This window comes from Achromobacter sp. EG18 (assembly GCF_059759395.1).
This window is the reverse complement of record NZ_CM186213.1, coordinates 6,018,421-6,040,663: the sequence shown is the minus strand read 5'-3', so window position 1 is coordinate 6,040,663 and position 22,243 is coordinate 6,018,421. Positions and strand designations below refer to the sequence as shown.

Below are 22,243 nucleotides of genomic sequence, written 5' to 3'. Positions count from 1 at the left end.
TCAAAGGAAGCGGTCCAGCAGTTTGCGGCTGTGCTTGTCGAGCGACAGGATGTCGCGCACCAGGTAGAAGATGCCGTGGCTGTCGGCAATCAGCAGCGTCTGCGGGTTCAGGCGCCGGATGTCCTCCTCGCCGCGCAGCGTGAAACTGGTGGGGCCCTTGTCGGTCTCCACCTTCCAGACGCTGGGCGTGGCGAAGGTGGACACGCTGGCCAGCTTGCGGATCTCGGGCATGAATTCCCGCCCGGCCAGTTCCTCTTCGATCAGGGCGCGTTCGGCGGCGGGCACGTCGGCCAGCCGCTCGATCCACAGCAGTTCGCGGCCTTCGCCAGTCACCAGCGACAATCCGCGATCGGCCTCGCTGATCGGAAAGGCCCGCACCGGAATCACGCCTTCGTGCGCGACGCCGTCGGCGCCCTGGAACACCAAACGCCCGAACGCATTGCGTCGCAGCTGGAAAACGGGAAGCGTCATGACGGTTATCTCGCTCAGGCCACGGCGGCCATGTCTTCGCTGCCGGAGGCCTGCGCGTCGGCCTCGTTCTGGCGCGCCTGCGCCTGGTACAGCCGGTAGTAGGCGCCTTCACGCGCCATCAGTTCCTCGTGCGGGCCCTGCTCCACGATCTGGCCGCGGTCCAGCACCACCAGCCGGTCGGCCTTGCGCAAGGTGCTCAGGCGGTGGGCGATGGCGATGGTGGTGCGCCCGCGCACCAGATTGTCGAGCGCCTTCTGGATTTCCTTCTCGGTGGTGGTGTCCACCGACGACGTGGCTTCGTCCAGGATCAGGATGCGCGGATCGATCAGCAGCGCGCGCGCGATCGAGATGCGCTGGCGCTCGCCGCCGGACAGCGCCTGGCCGCGTTCGCCGACCAGCGAATCGTAGCCATGCGGCAGCCGCAGGATGAATTCATGGGCATGGGCGGCGCGGGCCGCCGCCACGATCTCGTCGCGGGTGGCGTCCGGCTTGCCGTAGGCGATGTTCTCGGCGATGGTGCCAAAGAACAGGAAGGGTTCCTGCAGCACCAGCCCGATGTTGCGGCGATAGTCGGCCACCCGCACCGAACGGATGTCGGCGCCGTCCACCAGGATCGCGCCTTCCGACACATCATAGAAGCGGCAGATCAGGTTGATCAGGGTGCTCTTGCCCGAGCCGCTGTGGCCCACCAGGCCGATCATCTCGCCGGGCGCGATGCTCAGGTCCAGGCCGCGGATGACCTGGCGGTTGCCGTAGCGGAAACCGACGTCGCGCAATTCGATGCGGCCGTTGATCTGCGGCAGCTTGGCCGGGTTCTGCGGCTCCGGCACGCTCGACACGTGATCCAGGATGTCGAAGATGCGCTTGGCGCCAGCGGCTGCCTTCTGCGTCACCGACACGATGCGGCTCATCGAGTCCAGCCGCGTGTAGAAGCGCCCGATGTACGCCAGGAAGGCCGCCAGCACGCCCACCGTGATCTGCTTCTGCGACACCTGCCAGATGCCGAAGATCCACACCACCAGCAGGCCGACCTCGGTCAGCAAGGTGACCGTGGGCGAGAACAGCGACCAGGTGGTGTTGACGCGGTCGTTCACCTCCAGGTTGCGGTTGTTGGCCTCGCGGAAACGCGCCACTTCGCGCTTTTCCTGGGCAAAGGCCTTGACCACGCGGATGCCGGGAATGGTGTCGGCCAGCACGTTGGTGATCTCCGACCAGATGCGGTCGACCTTCTCGAAGCCATGGCGCAGGCGGTCGCGCACCGCGTGGATCATCCAGATGATGAACGGCAGCGGCACCAGCGTGACCAGCGCCAGCCACGGATTGATCGACACCAGGATCGCCGCGGTCATGGTGATCATCAGGATGTCGTTGGCGAAGTCCAGCAGGTGCAGCGACAGGAACACGCAGATGCGGTCGGTCTCGCTGCCGATGCGGGAAATCAGGTCGCCGGTGCGCTTGCCGCCGAAATACTCCAGCGACAGCTGCTGCAGGTGCTCATAAGTGGTGGTGCGCAGGTCGGCGCCGATGCGCTCGCTGACCCAGGCCAGGATGTAGGTGCGGGCCCAGCCCAGGCCCCACGCCAGGATGGCGGATCCAAGCAGTCCGCCCAGGTACAGGCGCACCTTGCCATAGTCGATCGGCGCGCCGTTCTGGAACGGGATCAGCACGTCGTCCATCAGCGGCATGGTCAGGTACGGCGGCACCAGGGTCGCCGCGGTGCCCAGCAGGGTCAGCAGGAAACCGGCCAGCAACGGCAGGCGGTATGGCCGCGCGAAACGCCACAGGCGCAGCAGCGCCCAGGTGGTGGATGGGGATGCCTGTTCCTGGTTGCAGGTGGGGCATTCGTCCTGGCCGGCGGGAATGACGTTATTGCAGATGGTGCACTGGCGTTCGCCCGGCGCCGCCTCCTGGTGGCCGGACAGGCGGATGGCCTGCTGCGCCTCGAACTGGCCCAGCAGCCGCAGCGCGGCCGGATTGCAGGCCAGGGTGAAGCGCCAGACGCCCAGGCGGGCGCTGTCGTCGTGCAATTCCAGCACGGCGGCGCCGGCGTGGTCGGAAAGATTCAGGGACAGTTGAGGGCCATAGGGCCAGGCTTCCCAGCCGGTATCGGCGGGATTGCGGGCGATCAGGCGGCGGTCGGTCACCGCGACCAGGCCCGGACGGAACTTCAGGCGCTGGTCCAGGTCTATTTCGAGCCAGGCCAGCAGGGTTTCGCCCTCCGCCAGTTCTGCGCGGAATTCATCCCGCCAGCGGGCAGGAAAGGCTTCGGCTAGGCCGGAAAGCAGGTGTGTTTTTTTCATTGGAACGCATACCGGGCCAGGACTCTGCCCTACAAGGCGGCGACGGCTTCCCAACCCCGGGTTGGAAACGTGTCCCTTCCTTACAACACAACGAGTTCACGCCTTTGAAGGCGTCGTATAGTATCAGCCGATTTTTCTAATTAGGAATATCTGGGATCCCCCACTCGTTGGCATTATTCTTAAGGCGCAACCCCAATAAATTCGCGGTCTTGCATAGGGGCGTCCGCGCGTGCCAACCTGCTTCTCAAGTAAATTAAAACATGAAAAAGAAAGACATTGAATTTCTCGATGTCGTGGCTTTGCGCGGCCCGAACATTTGGACGTACCGTCCGGTACTTGAGGCGTGGGTGGACATCGGCGAGCTGGAGGACTACCCCTCCAACACGATCCCCGGCTTCTACGAGCGGCTGACCGCCTGGCTGCCTACCCTGATCGAGCACCGCTGCAGCCCGGGCGTGCGCGGCGGTTTCCTGTCGCGCGTCAAGGAAGGCACCTGGCCCGGCCACATTCTCGAGCATGTCACCCTGGAATTGCAGAACCTCGCCGGCCTGCGCGGCGGTTTCGGCAAGGCCCGTGAAACCTCCACCCGCGGCGTCTACAAGGTCGTCGTGCGCGCCTGGCAGGAACAGGTCACCCGCACCGCCCTGAACGAAGGCCGCGACCTGGTCATGGCCGCCATCGAAGACCGCCCGTTCGATGTGGACGCCGCCGTGGCGCGCCTGCGCCGGCTGGTCGACAAGCACTGCCTGGGTCCCAGCACCGCCTGCATCGTCGATGCCGCCGACGACCGCGACATCCCCTACATCCGCCTGTTCGAGGGCAACCTGGTGCAGTTCGGCTACGGCTCGCGCCAGCGCCGCATCTGGACGGCCGAGACCGACCGCACCAGCGCCATCGCCGAAGGCATTTCGCGCGACAAGGACCTGACCAAGGAACTGCTCTCGACCTGCGGCGTGCCGGTGCCGGAAGGCCGGCTGGTCGACAGCGAGGACGACGCCTGGTCAGCCGCCGAGGACATCGGCCTGCCGGTGGTGGTCAAGCCGTACGACGGCAACCACGGCCGCGGCGTCTTCACCAACCTGACCACCCGCGAAGAAGTGGTTTCCGCCTACCGCGTCGCGGTCGACGAAGGCAGCGGCGTCATCGTCGAACGCTTCGTGCTGGGCAACGAACACCGCCTGCTGGTGGTCGGCAACCGCATGGTGGCCGCCGCCGCCGGCGAGCCGGCCTGGGTCACGGGCGACGGCAAATCCACCATCACCGAACTGATCGACAGCCAGATCAACACCGACCCGCGCCGCGGCCGCACCGAAAACCACCCGCTCAACCCGGTGCGGCTGGATTCGGCCGCGCGCCTCGAGATCGCCCGCCAGGGCCTGTCCGAAGACAGCGTGCCGGCCGATGGCCAGCGCGTGCTGGTGCAGCGCAGCGGCAACGTCGCCTTCGACGTCACCGACCGCGTGCACCCCAGCGTCGCCGCCACCGTGACCCTGGCGGCCCGCGTGGTCGGCCTGGACATCGCGGGCGTCGACCTGGTGGCCGCGGACATCTCACGTCCGCTGGACGAACAGCGCGGCGCCATCGTCGAAGTCAACGCCGGCCCCGGCTTGCTGATGCACCTGAAGCCGGCCGACGGCACCCCGCGCCCGGTCGGCCGCGCCATCGTCGATCACCTGTTTCCCGAAGGCGACGCCGGCCGCATCCCCATCGTCGGCGTCACCGGCACCAACGGCAAGACCGTGGTCGCGCGCCTGGTCGCGCGCCTTCTGCACCTGTCGGGCAAGCGCACTGGCCTGGCCTGCAGCGAAGGCCTGTACCTGGACCGCCGCCTGGTGCAGAAAGGCGACCGCGCCGACTTCGCCTCCGGCACGCGCGTGCTGATGAACCGCAACGTCGATGCCGCCGTCATCGAGAACGACAGCGGCGTGATCCTCGGCCAGGGCCTGGCCTACGACCGCTGCCAGGTCGGCGTGGTCACCAACATCGACGACGCCGACCATCTCGGCGACTTCGACATCAATGAAACGGAACGCATGTTCAACGTGTTCCGCACCCAGGTCGACGTGGTGCTGCCGACGGGCGCCGCCGTGCTCAACGCGCGCGATCCGCGCGTGGTGGAAATGGCCGAGCTGTCCGACGGCGCCGTGATCTTCTTCGGCATCGATCCCGCCCTGCCCGCCATCACCGCCCACCTGCAACAGGAGGGCCGCGCCGTGTTCGTGCGCGACGGCGGCATCGTGCTCGCCCAGGGCGCCCACGAAGAGCGCCTGGCCGACGTCGCCGCGATTCCGCTTACCCATGGCGGCCGCGTCGCCTTCCAGGTCGAGAACGTGCTGGCCGCCGTCGGCGCCGCGTGGGCGCTCGACATTCCGGTCGAACTGATCCGCGCCGGCATCGAGACCTTCGACATCGACCAGGCCGACGCGCCCTGGCAGTTCACGCTGTTCGAGCGCAACGGCAGCACCGTGGTGGTGGACGACGTCCACAACGCCTCCGCGCTGCGCCCGCTCATCGCCGCCATCGACCAATTCCCGTCGACCACGCGCGCCGCCGTCTATTCGGCCGGCGCCGACCGCCGCGACGCGGACCTGATCGAGCAGGGCAGGCTGCTGGGCGACGCCTTCGACCGCGTGGTGCTGTACGACGACGCCACCGTCACCAGCAAGCGTCCCGCCGGCCAGGCGCGCGCGCTGCTGCGCCAGGGACTGGAACAAGGCAGCCGCGTAAAGCAGATCATCGACGAGCCGGACCACGGCAAGGCCATCGAGAGCCAGCTGTCCGGCATCGCCGCGGGCGACTTCGTGCTGCTGCAATCCGACGAAGCCTTCTCCGGCCCCACCATCGATCTCGTCCGCCGCTGGATCCAGCAACACTGACATCATCGCGCGCGCCACGGCCATCGCCGCCGGCGCGCGCAAGCTAGACAGGAATACCTGCCATGGAAGTTTCCCGTATCCGAGCGCTGCGCGGCCCCAACCTGTGGAGCAAGAACACGGCGATCGAAGCCATCGTGTCGTGCGCCGACGCCGAATGCTCCATCGACAACCTGCCCGATTTCGAAGCGCGCCTGCGCGCGCGGCTGCCGCAGACCGGCCTGCTGCGTCCCGAGGGCCACCAGGGCGCCGTCTCGATCGCGCATGTGCTGCAGATCGTCGCCCTGACGCTGCAGGCCTACGCCGGCTGCCCCGTCACCTTCGGCCGCACCTCATCCACCATCGAGCCCGGCGTGTTCCAGGTGGTGGTGGAATACAGCGAGGAAGAAGTCGGCCGCCTGGCCATGGACCTGGCGCAGCAGCTGGTGCAGGCGGCGCTGGACGATGCGCCGTTCGACCTGGCCGACGCCCTCAAGCGCCTGCGCGAGCTGGACGAGGACGTGCGCCTGGGCCCCAGCACCGGCTCCATCGTCAACGCCGCCACCGCCCGCAACATTCCCTACCGCCGCCTGACGCAAGGCAGCATGGTGCAGTTCGGCTGGGGCAGCAAGCAGCGCCGCATCCAGGCCGCCGAAACCGACCTGACCAGCGCCATCTCCGAATCGATCGCGCAGGACAAGGACCTGACCAAGATGCTGCTGGACGCGGCCGGCGTGCCCGTGCCGCTGGGCCGCTCGGTCACCACGGCCGAAGACGCCTGGGCCGCGGCCCAGGAGCTGGGCGGCCCGGTGGTGGTCAAGCCGCGCGACGGCAGCCAGGGCCGCGGCGTGGCGGTCAACATCGAGACGCGCGAGCGCGTGATCCAGGCTTTCGAAGTGGCCGAGGAGATCAGCTCCGAAGTCATCGTCGAGCGCTACATCCCCGGCCACGACTTCCGCCTGCTGGTGGTGGGCGGCGCGCTGGTCGCGGCCTCGCGCCGCGATCCGCCGCAGGTGACCGGCGACGGCGTGCACACCATCCGCCAACTGGTCGACCAGGTCAACGCCGACCCGCTGCGCGGCGACGGCCACGCCACGTCGCTCACCAAGATCCGCTTCGACGACATCGCGCTGGCCACGCTGAAAAAGCAGGGCTTCGACGCCGATTCGGTGCCCGCCCCGGGCACCCTGATCTTCCTGCGCAACAACGCCAACCTCAGCACCGGCGGCTCGGCCACCGACGTGACCGACGAAGTGCACCCCGAGATGGCGGCGCGCGCGGTCTCCGCGGCCCGCATGATCGGCCTGGACATCTGCGGCGTCGACGTGGTGGCCGAAAGCGTGCACTACCCGCTCGAAGACCAGAACGGCGGCGTGGTGGAAGTGAACGCCGCGCCCGGCCTGCGCATGCACCTGAACCCCTCCTTCGGCAAGGGCCGCGCCGTGGGCGAAGCCATCATCGCCAACATGTACGCCGATGGCGACGACGGCCGCATCCCGGTGGTGGCGGTGGCCGGCACCAACGGCAAGACCACCACGGTGCGCCTGACCGCCCACATCCTGGGCACGGCCGGCAACCGCGTCGGCATGACCAACTCCGACGGCGTCTACGTCGACAACCTGCGCATCGACACCGGCGACTGCAGCGGCCCGCGCAGCGCCCGCAGCGTGCTGATGCACCCGGACGTCGACGCCGCCGTGTTCGAGACCGCGCGCGGCGGCATCCTGCGCGAAGGCCTGGCCTTCGACCGCTGCAACGTCGCCATCGTCACCAACATCGGCATGGGCGATCACCTCGGGCTGGGCTACATCAGCACCGTCGAAGACCTGGCCGTGGTCAAGCGCGTGATCGTGCAGCACGTGCATCCGAGCGGCACCGCCGTGCTCAACGCCGCCGATCCCATCGTCGCGGAAATGGCCTCCAGCTGCCCCGGCTCGATCACCTACTTCGCCGAGGACCGCAACCACCCGGTGATGGCCACGCACCGCGCCCAGGGCCTGCGCGTGGTCTACCGCGACGGCGACGCCATCGTCGCGGCCCAGGGCGGCGAGGAAACCCGCTTCCCGCTGGCCGAGATTCCGCTCACGCGCAACGGCACCATCGTGTTCCAGGTCGAAAACGCCATGGCCTCGATCGCCGCGGCCTGGGCGCTGGGCCTGGACTGGAGCATCGTGCGCCGCGGCCTGGCGACTTTCGTCAACGACGCCCAGACCGCGCCAGGCCGCTTCAACGTGTTCGACTATCGCGGCGCCACCGTGATCGCGGACTACGGCCACAACCCGGATGCCATCCTGGCGCTGGTGCGCGCCGTCGACGCCATGCCGGCCAAGCGCCGCTCGGTGGTCATCAGCGGCGCCGGCGACCGCCGCGACGAAGACATCCGCATGCAGACCGAGATCCTGGGCGAAGCCTTCGACGACGTGCTGCTGTACCAGGATCAATGCCAGCGCGGCCGCGCCGACGGCGAGGTGCTGGCCCTGTTGCAGCAAGGCCTGGTCAACGCCAGCCGTACTCGCCACATCGAGGAGATCCACGGCGAGTTCCTGGCCATCGACACGGCGTTGGCGCGCCTGAACGCCGGCGACCTGTGCCTGATCCTGGTGGACCAGGTGGAAGAAGCGCTGGCGCACATCGCCCAACGCATCCGCGAAGCCTGATCCCGGTCGCGGGACCGAATGAAAACGGGGCGCCTTGTGCGCCCCGTGTTCATTGCCCGGCCCTTCAGCCGCGGGCCGATAGGTCGGGTGCCGCCGCCTGGTACCGGTCCGTCACGTGGGTGCAACCGAGCGCCGCCATCGCGGCCAGCGCCAGCAGGATCGTGCCAAGGAATCGTTGCGTCATGCATGTCCTCTCTGTGTGAAGGGGGCCCGGCCACGCGGGCAGCAAACCCGTGCGTGGAACCTGCCCCAAATATACCGGTGCCCCGGCCACCCGGCCAGCCGCGGATGGCCCGTCTGCCGGCCTCAATTGCCGTCCCGCCCGAGGCGCGGGTCGGGTAGGCCTGCGTCGGGTAGGGGTCCGTTACCTGCCCCGCTCAAAACGGCTCAAGACGTTGCTCAGATGTAACGTCCCCTCCTGGTGCGCCTGCGCTACCTGCCGTCGAAAGACGCGCGCTTTGCCCCGTCCCCCGCCGTTACATTTGCCCACAGCGTCCTTTGACAGGGCTCGCGGACGGCCTGTACCTTGAACTCAAGCTGATCAGTGTCCAACTCAACCGCGAATGCACAAGCTTATCGGCCATAAGCCGCCGCATCCGCCACAACGAAGAGAGGTCACCATGAATAACGACATCATCGCTGGCAAGTGGAAGCAACTTACCGGTAAGGCCAAAGCGGCCTGGGGTGAACTCACCGACGACGAGTTGACCCGTACGGAAGGCAACGCCGAGCGCCTCGCTGGCCTGATCCAGGAGCGCTACGGCAAGACCAAGGAACAGGCGGAAAAGGAAGTGCGCGATTTCTTTGATCGCAACCCCTGATCCCCACGCCACCAGGAGAAGCTGACATGTTGCACTACGCCGTAGTTTTTTTCGTTATTGCGATCATCGCGGCTGTCCTGGGCTTCGGCGGCATTGCCGCCGGCGCCGCGGGCATCGCCAAGATCCTGTTCTTCGTCTTCCTGGTTCTGGCGCTGCTGTCCATCCTGGGCGGCGCATTCCGCAAGAAATAGAAGAACATCGCACCCCGAGAATTTTCGCTTAGCCGTTGCGTCCCGAACGCGCTGAACCACACACAAGGAGCACCACTATGGAAATTCGCAAGCTGATCGCCGCCGCCGCACTGGGTACGGGCGCTGTCTTCACTTCCATGGCCTTTGCCGCCAATGACGGCAAGCCCAAGCAATCCGTGGGCGAATACGCCTCCGACGCGACCGTGACCACCAAGGTCAAGGCCGCCTTTGTGGCCGACAAGCAACTGAGCGCGCTGGACATCGCCGTTGAAACCACCGATGGCGTGGCCAAGCTGACCGGCACCGTCGGCACCGCCGCCGAAGCCGACCACGCCGCCACCGTCGCCCGCGGTGTCGAGGGCGTGAAGCAGGTGATGAACAACATCAAGGTCGACCCGGCCAAGAACAAGAAGTAACCCGCCGGGCCTTGATGGCCATCCAATGAAAAACCGGCGCCTGTGCTCACACACAGGCGCCGGTTTTTCATTGGGCGCGGGATCGCGGCAGCCCGAAGCGCGCGCCAGACCGCTTTGCCGCCAGCGCTACTGCGGCCCGCCTGACAGGCACAGTCCGGTCATGCCGGACCCGCGCGAACACTCAGACGTCCACCGTGCCGCGCCCGATCTCCAACGCGCGGCCGCCCACCTGGATGCGGCCATCGGCCTGCACGTCCAGCAGCAACCGGCAAGGACGGCCCATCTGGTCGCCCTGCTCCACCAGGAAACTGGCGGGCAGCGCGTGCTGCCGATGCCGCAGCCAGCCCCCCAGGTTGGCGCAGGCCGAGCCGGTGCCGGCATCTTCCTGCACCCCGCCGCCGGGCTTGGCGTAGAAATAACGCGTCACCACGACGTCGCGCCCGTCCTGCCGGCGGTTCGGGTCGAAGGCGAACAGATAGCAGACCTTGCGCCCCAGGCTGTTGGCCTGCCAGCGCTCCAGCTGCGAAGCATCCGGATGCGCGCGCCGCAACGCGTCGACGTTCTTGAGCGGCACCAGTAGCTGGTCCGCGCCCGTATCCACCCAGATGGGATCATCCGCCAGGTCGTCCAGGTCCAGCCCCATCAGTCCGGCAACATCAGCGGCCGGCAGCGTCGGCGCCGCCGTGCGCACGCCGTTCGGGCAAGGCGCGGTGAAAGTCCAGGCGTCACCCTGCGCGGTGACCGGCACGACGCCGGCCTTGAATTCCAATGTCAATGCATCGCCACGCTTGAGCAGGTCGCGCACCACCTGCGACGTGCCGATGGTCGGATGGCCCGCGAAACCCATCTCGAAGCCGGGGGTGAAGATGCGCACCCGCGCATCGGCCACGTCGGACGGCAGGATGAAAGTGGTTTCGGAAAGATTGAACTGCGCCGCCAGCTCGCGCATGGTGGCATCGTCCATGCCACGCGCGTCTTCGAATACACAGAGGGGATTGCCGGTGAAGGTGCTGGAGGCGAAGACGTTGAGAAGACGGAATGCGTAGGTGGCCATGGGCTGCGGGAGGTTGCCGTGGGGAGGAAGGCCAATACTTTATCGCAACGGCCGGCCAAGAGACGCTCCCAGTGCTGCCTGGTCCGCCCTCACCCCGAATCAATAAAAATTAATGATTATTGGCCAAATCAAGTGCAATCAACATCTCTAAATTTCTTAACCTACCTCTTAATTTCTTTGAATACTCAAAAACCGAACTATTCTCCACCCCACAAATAATTCCCGAGATTCTCTCAACCTCAAAACGCACAATAAAACGGCCATTAATTAAAATATGATATATATCCTCATCCTCACCAGGCGTACACACAAAAACGTGTGCTGAATCAATTTTTCCATAATTTTCTCGCAAGAACCTCATGATCAATTCATTTTTCTTTATCGACAAATCGGACGCTATCAGTTGATTCCTGATCGTCAATTCCGTACGAGTTCCTCTCAGCCTCACCCATCTCTCCCGGGTTACCGTAATTTCACGCCCAACACGGCCTATATGAAGATTTTCACCTAATAAAAATCATCATCCAACACCCCTTCCGATTTCAGAATGGCTATAAATTTCTCAGAGGCAACCTTATCCAACTCCAGCAGATCATCCAACAAATTCTCCTGACTACCTCGTTATTGAAGATCGGGTTGATGCTGCCGTCGTTCGCGTGCGCCGCGTCACGGTCACCTACATGCCAGCTTCAGCACGCAGCCTGTAGCCAGGGCAGATGATATTGACAACCCATGCCTTTCTCGCTACTTACCGGAATAGTTGTAGGACGCCGGCAATTCATAGTCCTCTGGAATGTCGGCCCATGGCCTGTCGTCAGCCCACCCGATATTTTCAATGTCATCACAAATACGCTCAAAGAAGTCCGAAAGCGCCCTCGAGGAAGATCGAGCCATCGCTAGTGCGTACTTAACCGCCACCAAGTCATTAATTCTTACAGCCTCGTCCAGGGCATCCAAATGCATCTGAAAGTCCGCCACTTCACCACTAAATTCACCATCTAGATTCGACGTGTAATCAATCTTCCAATTTTCACTGAAAAACCCTTTTTTTAAACCTGACAACTCATACAGGCAGGGCATTACAAATTTAAGCTCGTTGAATCCTTTAAAATCAAACATGTAACTTTTGCATAACTCATAAATCTCAGGAACAGCAGATGTTTTTGGCACATCGCGCAGTCTCCCTCCCTCGGACCAACCAACCCGGTCGAGGTCTTCCACGATATTCGCAAAGAATCCCTCGGCAATATTTGAGCGCCCCCTCACCCTCACCAATGCACACATGATCGCAGGGAGATCAGACTTCCGCACAGCCGCGCTCAGGAAATTTATCGCCAAACCAAGCTCTGCAACATCCTCATTAAACTCATCATCCAAATTTAAACTATAGTCAATGCTCCAATCAGCGCCCACAAAATCGCCACCAATTCCGGACATAACATGCAATTTCGGCAACATTAATTTTATTTTATTTATATTAATCATTTCAAACTCCTCCCGCGCGCCGCTCTCGTCTTACGATCATTAACAGAACCATCCAGGTTTAAAACATACCGAAAATTTCCGTGCTTATCAAAAACCTCAATATGATCCATATGCGTCCCATCCAAATAGAATTTGTCGCCTTTTCTAATATTATTACCAATACGACGATCCGCTTGATAAACAGTCTGTCCGTGGTAGTGCTGGCTCGTTTTCCGGGAGGCGTCTTTTATTTCACTACCGAACCCAGGCCGCTCTAGAAATTCCGCCGCCTTTCCAACTGCGTCCTTATTCGGCTGGTATCGGACATTTTCTTTGTGATCCTCACCTGCTTTGCCATGTACCGAATGGCTCTTTGCCGGTGACTTCCCCCCCTTCCCCACCCCGCCGGTAATTGCCCCCAGCACCGCCCCCGACAGCAACTCGGCCCGCTCTTTGTCGATGCCATAAGTGCGCGCTAGCCGTTCTGCAAACTCGGTACTAGATACAACACCTTCGGCGTCTATCTGCTGCGACAGCAAAGGCCCCATATCCGCCTTCATCTGCCATGGGATATCGCTGTCTCCCAGCACACGATCTATCGCATCGCGGATCAGCATGCTGTTTGCCGGGATATCGCCATACTCCTTCCGGCACGCATTTGGATCGGTGGCGCAGACCGAGATCAACCGGTCCTGCTGCGCAACACTCAGCCGCTCCATCTCCTCGATGACTTGATGGCAATCGCCGCGAGCGCCGCAACCTCGTGCGCGCTCCGCGAACTCGTCCAACTGAGGTGCGTTCAGATTGTTATTCTCGACCGCATTCCTGCCCGCCTGCGCGCCAGTCACGCCGCCGGCCGCATCCCCCGTGGAAAGGCCCCCCGCAATTCCCGCCGCCAACTGGCTCAGCGCGCTTACCTGCTGCTTCTCGGTTTCGCTCAGCGCGTCGGGGTCTTTGCCCGGGAACAGCTGCCGCGCGATCACCCGCGCCGCCAGTTCGCCGCCGCCCGCGCCCAGGCCGCCGGCCAGCGGCGATTGGCCGTTCAACTGCGCCGTCACCGCGCCCAGCACCGCATGCGCCATGACGTTGGCCGCGGGATTGTCCTCGCCGATCCGCCGCTTGATTTCGGTCGCCAGGTAGGGCGCCGCGGCGTTGCCCAGTGCGCCGGCCAGGTTGTCGCCCGCCAGCGCCGTCAGCGCGCCGGTCACCGCCTGCGCCGCTTTCTGCAGGTCGCTGCCGGTGCCGTAGTGCTTCATGGCATTGGCGTACGCCCTGTCCATCACGTCCGCATCGGTGTAGAGCCGGCCCTCCTTGCCCAGCTGCGCCCTCGCCTCGGCCAGCGCCTTCGGGTCCGTCTGCGCCTTCAGGCCCGCGATATCGCCCTGCGTGCGGATGACGTCCATCGACTGGCTGCCGATCTCGCCGATCAGCTGCACTTGCCTGAGACGGTTCTGCTCTTTCTCCTTGTTGAAGATCGGGCTGATGCTGCCGTCGTTCGCGTGCGCCGCGCCACGGTTCAGTTCCGCCACGTCCTGGCGCTGGTTGGCCTGGTCGCGCACGCGTAAACCGCCTTCGCTCACCGCCGCCTGGGTGGTGCCCGACGCATGCCCGCCGTGATTGGCGCCGGACAACATGCCGCCGGCCGCATTGGTCAACAGGTCCTTGCCCACCGGCCCGCCGGTTCCCATCGAACCGCCGCTGTGCCGCGCCTGGAAGTCCGCCCGGTTGTCGATGTCGCGCCAACCCAGCGTGCCGGTATCCAGCAGGTTCTGGTCCGGGCCGGCCGTGCTTGCGATCACCGCGCCATCCAGCTGGGTGTGATGGCCCACGTTGATGTCGTAGCCGCCCTGGCCCGCGAACAGGCCCGTCTGCTCCTTGACCGAATCGAAGTCGCTGCGCAGTTTGTCCTGGCTGGCGCTGATGTTCGCCGTGCCATTCATCGAGCCGAAGCTGAAGCTGCCTCCCGCGCTGATGTCGCGCTGGCGCGCGGAATAATGGTCGCTGTCTTGCTCGCTCTGCAGCGTCAGATTGCGGTCGGCGTTGACCTCGATGTATTCACCGCCGACCTGCGCGCCCTTGAGCAGCGTGTCCCGACCGCTGGCCAACATCACCGTGCCGCCCGCGTCCAGCGTGGTCTCGGTATGGGTCAGCCCACGTCCTTTTTCGCGGCCTTTGCCCGCATTGACGCCGGCCGACACATTGATGCCGTAGCCTCCAGCCCCCGCGCCGATGCCAATGCCGACATTGCCGCCGTGGCTGCTGCTTGTGCCGTCGATGCGCTCGACGTTCCGCGCCGACAGCAATTCAATATCGCGGTCGGCCGAAAGCAGCACATCCCCGCCGGCCTTGACCTGGGTGCCGGCCAACACGACATCGCCGCTGTCGGCCCCCCTGCCCGCGCCGGTGGCGGTGATCGAGATATCCCGCCCCGCATTCAGCGTGCTGCCCTGCGCGCGCCGGCTCTCGCTGCGCGTTTCGGTCTTGGACGACTGGCTGCCATAGGAAATGTTGACGCCGATCGTGTTGGTCGCCCCCTGCACCGCATCCTTGTCGCCGGCGCTCAGGCCCGCCGCGGTGTTTTTTGCATCGGCGGCTTGCGTCTGCAGATCGTCCCGCTCCAGCGCCTGCGCGGCCTGGACGCCGGACAGCGCCGCCTTGGCGCCCTGCAGCGCCCGCAACCGCCCGTCGCTCTCTTGCCCAGCCTGCCGGGCCGCGCTGACCGCGGTGTTGAGCGCGCTGCCCACCGTTCCCGACAGCGCGATGGTCAGGCCGCGTTGTTTCGATTCAAAGGTCTCGTGGCGGGTACGCTCGTCATAGCCCGGGTCGATACGCACGCTGTCGCCAGTGATGTCCAGGTCCGTCCCCGCCACCAGGTCGGCGCCGCGGACATGCACGCGGTTTTCCGCAGTGATGGTCACGTTGCCCTGGGTACTGCCTATGGTGCTGGCGCTCTGGCTCTGGATGACGCCGTGCTCGTCCACTTCGTGACGCGAGGACTGGTTGCCGAGGGTGAAGCCGATGCCGCCGCTGTCCAGCAGTCCGCTCTTTTTCTTCTTTTCCAGCAGGTAGTGGGATTCGGTTTCGGTGGCCGCTGAAATATCGACGTCGCGCCCCGCGCGCAGATTGACGTCGCGGTCGCCGACAATGGCCGAACCGGTCACCGTCAGGTCATTGCCCGCCACGATGCTGACCCGATCTCCGCTCAGCACGCTGCCGGCCTCGCGCGTCATGCGGTCGTCCTTGACCGTATCGCTGCTGCTTTTGCGCAGGAAGCCTTTTTTCTCGGCGTGTTCCCGCGACTGCCGCGTCTCGCTCTCGGTGCTGCTGGCGATCCGCACATCCTGCCGCGCCTGCAGGGCGAGATCCCGCTGCTCGCTGTGCAGCGTGCTGGCCGTCACGGCGATATCGCCAGTGCGGGCGACGATCGTTATGCCATCCTGGCCACTGAGCGTGCTGCCGGTGGCTTCATTGCGCGACGATTCCATCTCGCGCCAGCCCTTGGTCTTGCCGTCACGCGTATGCTCGACGTCCTGATCGGTCACGCGCCGACGCGCGCTGCCGACGGAGACGTCGTTGGCCTCCAGGCTTATGTGTCCCTGCCGACTGTCGACCTGCGCGCCTTCCAGCACGGCGGCGTTGCCCGCCAGTACTGTGACGCCTTTATCACCGCTCACGCTCGCCAGGCTCAAGCGCTGCTCTTCCCGCTGGTTGTCGACCGAAGACGTGCTGCTGCCGGCCTTGAGCCGGGTCGTGTTGGTGGTGGAGGCCGCCGACAACCGCACATCGCCCTCGGCCTGCAAGTGCGCCGAACCGCCCGCGGCGACCTGGCTGCCCTGCAGGACCAGATCCCGCCCCGCCGTCACGCTGACGTTGTTGCCCGCCTTCAGGCCGCTGCCCTGCGACTGCTGCCATTCGCCGCTGACTTGCGCCATCCGCTGGCCGGCGGTTTCCATGCCCGAACGGGTGCGGTTGCCCATGGCGCCGGAAATCACGTCGACGCTGGCAGTGTGGCGGCTCTGCGCGACGCCGATGTCCAGGCTGTCACGCGCGCTCAGGTTCAAGTCGTGCGTGGCGTCCAGCCTGGCGCCCCGCAAACGGATGTCACCGCCACTCAAGGCAATGTCGGTGGCGCTCATGCTGGCCTGGCGCAACGCGTCCTGCAGATTGCTGCTGATTGCCAGGTGATCCGCCTGTATATCGATGCGGTCGGCCTTGATATCACCGCCTCGATGCAGGAACTGGTCCGCATCGATCCCGAGCGCCCGGTCGGCGAAGAGATTGCCCGCGTTATCGACGCTGCCTGCCGACAGCTGAAGGGCGCCGCCGCCAACCAGCGCGCCATCGCCAGTAAGGCGCAGCGTGGATGCGGCCAGGTAGACTTTGGGCACCCATACGGTCTGCGGACCGGTAGCGGTATCGACCGATTCGCTCACCATCCACACGATATCCTGCTGCAGCGCCGCGATCTGGGCAGGCGTCAAGGCCACGCCTGGCACCAGTTGCAGGTCTTGCGCCGTTTTTGCGCCATTGGCCATCAACGCCTGGTACTGGTCCATCGCGCTTTCACCGCGCACGGACGGCCGCCCGGTCAATTGCAGCACCTGTTCCCGCACCAGGCGCTGTTCGTAGAAGCCATCCCCCAGGCGCTTGTGCGCCCGCGCCGGATCAAACCCGACCTGCTTCAGCAGATAATCACTGCTGATGAATCCGCTGCGGCTGGTGAAGCGGGCATCGGTCACGACCAGGTATGGGCTGTCCTGGGCCGCGGGCTGGCGGAACAGGCCGTTGTCCGGAATCGAGGTCGCCACGCGGCGCAAATGCCGCTTCTGCGTCAACGCCTGTTCGGCGGGCAGGAGCGGACGGTCGCTCGCCAATTGTGTATCGCCGTCGATGCGGTCCGCGTCCGGCACCGTGACCGCCAGCGGGTTGCGCTCCCATTCGGCGCGTTCGGCCTGCACGGCCTCGAATACGGCGGCCACGTCGCTGATCTGCGCCTGCGCGACTGTGGTGTTGGTGATACTGGCGCCGCGGATGGTGACGTCGCCATTGCCGCTGATGATGCCATCGACGGTACTCAGCGCCGTGGTGACGTCGCGGTTGAAGGTCGGATACCAGTGCACCGTATCCTTGTCGTAGTGGTCGACAATGATTTCCTGGCGCCGCTCATTCACCGAATACCCGCGGTTGTCGACCACGCCGTCATCAGGGATATCGAGGTTGCCGTTTGCGGTGATGACGCTGGCGTCGTTCAGCAGGCTGCCGGAGATGCGCAACGCCATGTCGCCGCCCGCCAGGATGCGGGCGCCCGTGCCTTCGGATACCAGGCTGTCGCGCGTGACGGTGCTGGTGACGGTGCGCTCGCGGAAATTGCTGTAATCGGTCACGAAAGGCGCGGCGGCAATATCGACGTGCCTTTCCGGATCCCACTGTTCCAGGCGCCCCCAGTCGAACTCGCGCCAGACGGTGTTTTGATACGGCGTCGGCACGAGGCCCTGCCGATGCCCGCGCGTTTCGTAGAAGGTCATGGCATAGCTGCCATCCGCGCCAGGCACCAACGCCAGATAGTTGACCCATAGGTCGGTCAGCTTCCCCCATCGGTTGCGGACCCGCAGCTGTGCGCGTTTGGCCGGCGCATCGATCGCCAACAGGGTGCCGTACGGGTTGCTTTTGGCGGCATCCTCGTCCTGGAAGGTCAGGCGTTGCGTGGTGGGGGCCACGCTGCTCCGGTCGGGGTTGACCTTGGAGCCGTAGGAACGCCAGTAGTAGTTGTAGCGTTGCCAATTGGTGGCGGGATCTGTCTGCGCGTCCCGGGCGATCACCAGGCCTTCGCGCAGGTTCTCCAGGCGCTTGGCTTCGATCGCCACGTCGCCATCGGCCTCAATGATGCTTGCACGGTTCTCCAGCAGGTCGCCACTGCCCAGGTTCAGCGCGCCGCCGCTATACAGCAGGCTGCCGTCCCGGTTGCTCAACCGTTCCCGGGCCTGCAACGACAGCTGCTGCGTCGCGGCGACCACGCCATCGCGGCCATGGTTGTCGATCACACGGCCACGCACGGCGACGTCATCGCCCATCACGCTCGCGGCGTTGTCCAGCGTATCGACATCGAGCGCCATGCGGTCGGCTTCCAGCCGCCCCTGGTTGCGCAAGGCGCCCGTCGTCACTTGCAAGTGCCTGGCCGCCAGGGATCCCTGGTTGGTCAAGTGCGTGGAGTGCACGACAAGATCGCCCGGCAACAGCCATTCGGCCTGGTTGTTCAACGTGCCATCCACGGCAAGCGTGACCTGGGCATTACTGCTGATCGTGTCACCGGCCTGGTGGGTGTAGTCCTGCCCGATCGAAAGGGACAGCGCGTCCTGGCTGCGCAGGGTGCCCGCCCGGTTGTCCAGGGCATGGGCATCGATGGCCAGCGTGCCAGCGCTTTCCACCAACCCGTCCTGGTTGAACAGGAACAGCGCGGAAGGCGAATCCGCTTCGTCCGCCTGGATCCGCAGCGCCCCGTTGGCCCGGATGCTGCCCTGTCGATTGTCCAGGCTCGCCAGTCCCGACAGCGTGAGGCTGCCGACACTCTGCAAACGTCCCGACGTGTTGTCCACCGAGCGGGCCGCCACGCCGGTATGGATTGCCCCCAGCAACAGGCCGCCATCGCTATTGTTCAACCAATCTGCCGTGATGTTCAGCCGCTCCTGGCTGGTGATATTGCCGCGCCCGCTGTTGTCCAGCCGCGCCGCATCCAGCAGGAATGTCCTGGTGGCAACCAACTGGCCGGCCTGATTGTCCAGTTGCTCGCTGTTCAGCGTCAGGGCATCGCCGCTGTGCATCTTGCCTTGCCGGTTATCCAGCATGGCAACGCGGTAGTCGCCCGCCCCCTGGCTGATGAACATGCCATCGGCGTTGTTCAGGTGATCGGCGACCACGGCCAGCCCGCCCCGGCTGCTGAACACGCCAGCCCGATTGCCGACCCGGGCAGCAACGATCCGCTGATCACCATTGCTGCGCACGGCTCCACGGTCATTGCCCAATCGTCCGACAATGCGTAGATCGAGCTCGCGCTGGCTGTCGATTGCGCCGCCTTCGTTCAGCACCTGTCGCGCATCGAGTTGCAAGGCCTCGCCGCTTTGCACGTGGCCGTCGCGGTTGTCCAGCGATTCGCCCAGGTCGAGCCGCAGTTGGCGCTCGCTGTGAATCAGGCCCTGCCGCGTGTTATCCAGGCCTTGCGCGGCCAGCGCCAATCCCGCGCCGGTCGATATCCGCCCCGCGGCGTTATTGAGGGCGCCGGCGCGGGCGCCCGCCTCGGCGCCTTGCACGTCCAGCCGCCCCCCGACGCTGATGTCGCCGGCCTGGTTATCGATGTCCTGCGCAACGCGCAGCGTCAGATTTGCGGCCGACCGCAGCGCGCCCTTGCCGTTGTCCAGGGCATTCGCGGCAAGCGTGGCGTCGCCCAGCGTCTGTATCGACCCGTCCCGATTGCTGAACGCGCCACCGACGGCGGACCACTCCCCCTGGCTGCCCATCCACCCTTGCGTATTGAGGATGTCCTGCGCATGCAACTGCTGGCTTTCGCGGCTGAAAATACGGCCATCGCGGTTGTCCAACGCGCCCGCGAACCAGAGATCCAGGCTGGCGAGCGACTGGATGCTGCCTTGCGCATTGCGCAACTGCCCGGCACGAACCGCCGTCTGGCCGTGGCCGGTCAGCATGCCGCCCTGGTTGTCCAGCGTTCCGTCCAGCGTCAACGCCAACGCCTGCTGGCTCAGGACGACGCCTTGGTGGAGATTGCGCAGCGCTCCTCCCGTCAACGACATGGCGCCGCCGCTTTGCAGCGAGCCCGCGCCGTTGTCGAGCAGGCTTGCCGCGCCGCCCTGCCAGGTCAGCGCTTGCCCGGCCGTCAGGATGCCCTGCCGGTTGACGAGATCGTGGAAGGTGCCAAGGCGCAGGTCGCCGCCCGATTGCAGCCTTCCGGCGGTGTTATCGAGCCCGTCCACCGTCACCCGGACCTGCTCGCCTCCCAGGGCGGTCGCGTCGCGGTTATCCCAATGGCCGCCTGCCTGGACCGACAGTGTCCGCCCGGCTTCGAGCCAGCCCTGCGCGTTATCCAGCGCCTGCCGCGCCGTCAGGCGCAGGTCGCCCTGGCCAATGAGCTGCCCTTGCCTATTGCGGACGCGCTGCGCCGTCACATCGACCTGCGCGGCGGCAATCATTCCGCTGGCATTGTCGAGCACGCCCTGGGCATTCAATTTCAGCCCCTTGCCAACCCGCAGCGTGCCTTCGCTGTTGTGGAAATCGCCACCTGACACAACGTCCAGCGACTCCGCGCTGGAGATCATGCCGGACCGGTTATCCATGCTTGCGGCGCTCAGCGCCAGGTCACCATTGCCGCCCAGTTCGCCGCCGCGGTTATCCAGCAGGCCAGCGATGCGCCCATGTGATGCGCCACCGCCGAGCATCACCAGGCGTCCCTGTCGGTTGTCCAGGGAGCCGGCATCCAGCTCCAATTGGCGGGCTTCGATCACGCCGCCGCTGTTGTCCAACGCCCCCGTCAAGGCGAAGCGGCTTTCTCCGTCTTCCACCTGGGTCCAGACGGCGGCCTGGTTGAGTAGGCTGTTGCCACCGACCCGCCAGCTGCCGGCGCGGACCTTGGCCTGTTGCGCATCGATGGCGCCGGTGGTGCCCAACGCCAACCGGCGGCTGTCGATCGTGGTTTGCCGCAGCGCGATCTCGCCGTCTTGCGCGTGGATCCGCAATTGGTCTGCCGCAAGCGTGCCCTGGCTCAGGTCGATGCGGTTTCCCTTTATATCGATTGATTTCCGGCTCAGCAGATTGCCGCTGGCCCGCACGTCCTGCTGGCTGGTCAATACCAGGTCCGCCATCCGAGTCAGCGAGCTGTTGATGTCGCTGCCGGCCAGCAGGTTGCCGCGGCTCTGGATGCCCTGCCCGGCCGTCAGCCGGACGTCACCCGCGGCCGCCAGCGTGCCGGATTGTTCGATGTTCCCGGTCCGGCTTGCGACCGACAGCGCGCCGCCGCCATACAGCTTGCCGTGATGCTCGAGGCCGTCCCGCGCGGCCAGGGAAATATCACCACCCGCCTGGGTCACTGCCTCGGTGGAACCCGATAGCCAGCTGAGCCTGCCTTCGCTGCTGACCGTCAGCGTTCCCGCCGCCTGCAGATGCCCGCCCTGATTGCGCACTCCCACTCCGGCCTCGGTGCCAATCATGCGGATGTGGCCGCTGTACATGCCGCCCAGCTGGCCCATGTCTATCGCCAGTTCCGGCGTCATGGCTTCAGCGCCCAGCGGCGCGACCGTTTTCGCATCGGCGCTGACGCGGTTGCGCCCCGCTATCACCGACACGGCGTCCCTGGCCCAGACGCCGGCGTTTATTTCGACCGCGCGCGCCAGGATGTCCACATAGGCGGTGTCATGGCGCGCATCGCCGTTCAGGCCGCCGCCTTCGATGCGCACGACGCCCCGCTCGACCCGGAATCCCGCCAGGCTGCCGTCGGCGTTGCGCTGCGGACTGCCGGTGCTTAGCGTCATGCGCCCCGCATTGATCGTGCCGCAGCCATCGCACACAATGCCCGACGGATTGGCCACGATGACCTGCGCCTTGTCGCCCGCCACCTCCATGAAGCCGCGCAGCACGCTGGGATTGCTGCTGTTGATCTCATTGAGAATGACACGCGCCGTGGCGCCGTTCGGACCGAAGTTGGGATTGCCCTGGATCATCCCGGCCAACCCGGTGGAGGTCATCGTGGCCGCGTTGTTCAGAATCGCGCCACGCCGATCCACGTCGAACCGCAGGTACCGGTTGTGCGACAACCCGCCCTGATCGGGCGCGGCAATGTTGACTTGCGGCAGACCATTCTGCGTGGTCACCACCTGCGGGCGCTGCCCGGTTGGCGCCGCGCCGTCGGCAACGATTCCGTCCGCGGCCGCCGGCCTGCCAGGCATGACCAAACCCGCCAGCCAGACGGTCCACAGGATGAAAGCGAAACGGTAGCGGTATTGCATGAGCCAGGTC

Annotated in this window: 11 protein-coding genes; 5 read left to right on the top strand and 6 right to left on the bottom strand. The window is 65.3% G+C overall.

Annotated elements, in window-relative coordinates:
- A complete protein-coding gene (locus AC6CR5_RS27775; RefSeq protein ID WP_026383735.1) occupies positions 1-471 on the bottom strand; it encodes a cyanophycin metabolism-associated DUF1854 family protein in 471 nt (156 codons plus the stop codon).
- Positions 472-485: 14 nt separating this feature from the next.
- Positions 486-2,771: a cyanophycin metabolism-associated ABC transporter gene (locus AC6CR5_RS27770; RefSeq protein WP_020924614.1), complete on the bottom strand. Its 2,286-nt coding sequence runs from the start codon at positions 2,769-2,771 to the stop codon at positions 486-488.
- A 260-nt stretch (positions 2,772-3,031) separates the two neighbouring features.
- Here AC6CR5_RS27770 and cphA (AC6CR5_RS27765) point away from each other — a divergent pair, with 260 nt between their 5' ends.
- The 5 genes from cphA (AC6CR5_RS27765) (at position 3,032) to AC6CR5_RS27745 (ending at position 9,708) form a co-directional block, all read left to right on the top strand.
- Positions 3,032-5,647 (top strand): cyanophycin synthetase, encoded by a 2,616-nt coding sequence (gene cphA, locus AC6CR5_RS27765; RefSeq protein ID WP_241116725.1) that lies wholly within the window; start codon positions 3,032-3,034, stop codon positions 5,645-5,647.
- Between the two features lie 62 nt (positions 5,648-5,709).
- Positions 5,710-8,280: a cyanophycin synthetase gene (cphA, locus tag AC6CR5_RS27760; RefSeq protein ID WP_006389414.1), complete on the top strand. Its 2,571-nt coding sequence runs from the start codon at positions 5,710-5,712 to the stop codon at positions 8,278-8,280.
- Between the two features lie 620 nt (positions 8,281-8,900).
- Positions 8,901-9,101: a CsbD family protein gene (locus AC6CR5_RS27755; RefSeq protein WP_006389412.1), complete on the top strand. Its 201-nt coding sequence runs from the start codon at positions 8,901-8,903 to the stop codon at positions 9,099-9,101.
- A gap of 26 nt (positions 9,102-9,127) precedes the next feature.
- A complete protein-coding gene (locus AC6CR5_RS27750) occupies positions 9,128-9,292 on the top strand; it encodes a DUF1328 domain-containing protein (protein ID WP_006389411.1) in 165 nt (54 codons plus the stop codon).
- Between the two features lie 77 nt (positions 9,293-9,369).
- Positions 9,370-9,708, top strand: a complete 339-nt coding sequence (locus AC6CR5_RS27745) for a BON domain-containing protein (protein ID WP_006389410.1) — start codon at positions 9,370-9,372, stop codon at positions 9,706-9,708.
- A 181-nt stretch (positions 9,709-9,889) separates the two neighbouring features.
- On the opposite strand, the gene AC6CR5_RS27740 is transcribed toward AC6CR5_RS27745, so the two are convergent.
- From AC6CR5_RS27740 to AC6CR5_RS27725, 4 genes are all read right to left on the bottom strand, one after another.
- On the bottom strand, positions 9,890-10,762 hold the full coding sequence (locus AC6CR5_RS27740) for a PhzF family phenazine biosynthesis protein (RefSeq protein ID WP_020924617.1): 873 nt from the start codon (positions 10,760-10,762) through the stop codon (positions 9,890-9,892).
- Between the two features lie 109 nt (positions 10,763-10,871).
- The gene (locus AC6CR5_RS27735) at positions 10,872-11,123 is read right to left on the bottom strand and encodes a hypothetical protein (RefSeq protein ID WP_131727212.1); all 252 of its coding nucleotides are present in this window, start codon (positions 11,121-11,123) and stop codon (positions 10,872-10,874) included.
- A gap of 383 nt (positions 11,124-11,506) precedes the next feature.
- The gene (locus AC6CR5_RS27730) at positions 11,507-12,247 is read right to left on the bottom strand and encodes a hypothetical protein (protein ID WP_131728060.1); all 741 of its coding nucleotides are present in this window, start codon (positions 12,245-12,247) and stop codon (positions 11,507-11,509) included.
- Entirely contained in the window at positions 12,244-22,233 is a 9,990-nt protein-coding gene (locus AC6CR5_RS27725) for a hemagglutinin repeat-containing protein (RefSeq protein ID WP_498085093.1), read from the bottom strand. The genes AC6CR5_RS27730 and AC6CR5_RS27725 overlap by 4 nt, the downstream gene beginning before the upstream one ends.
- Positions 22,234-22,243: the final 10 nt, after the last annotated feature.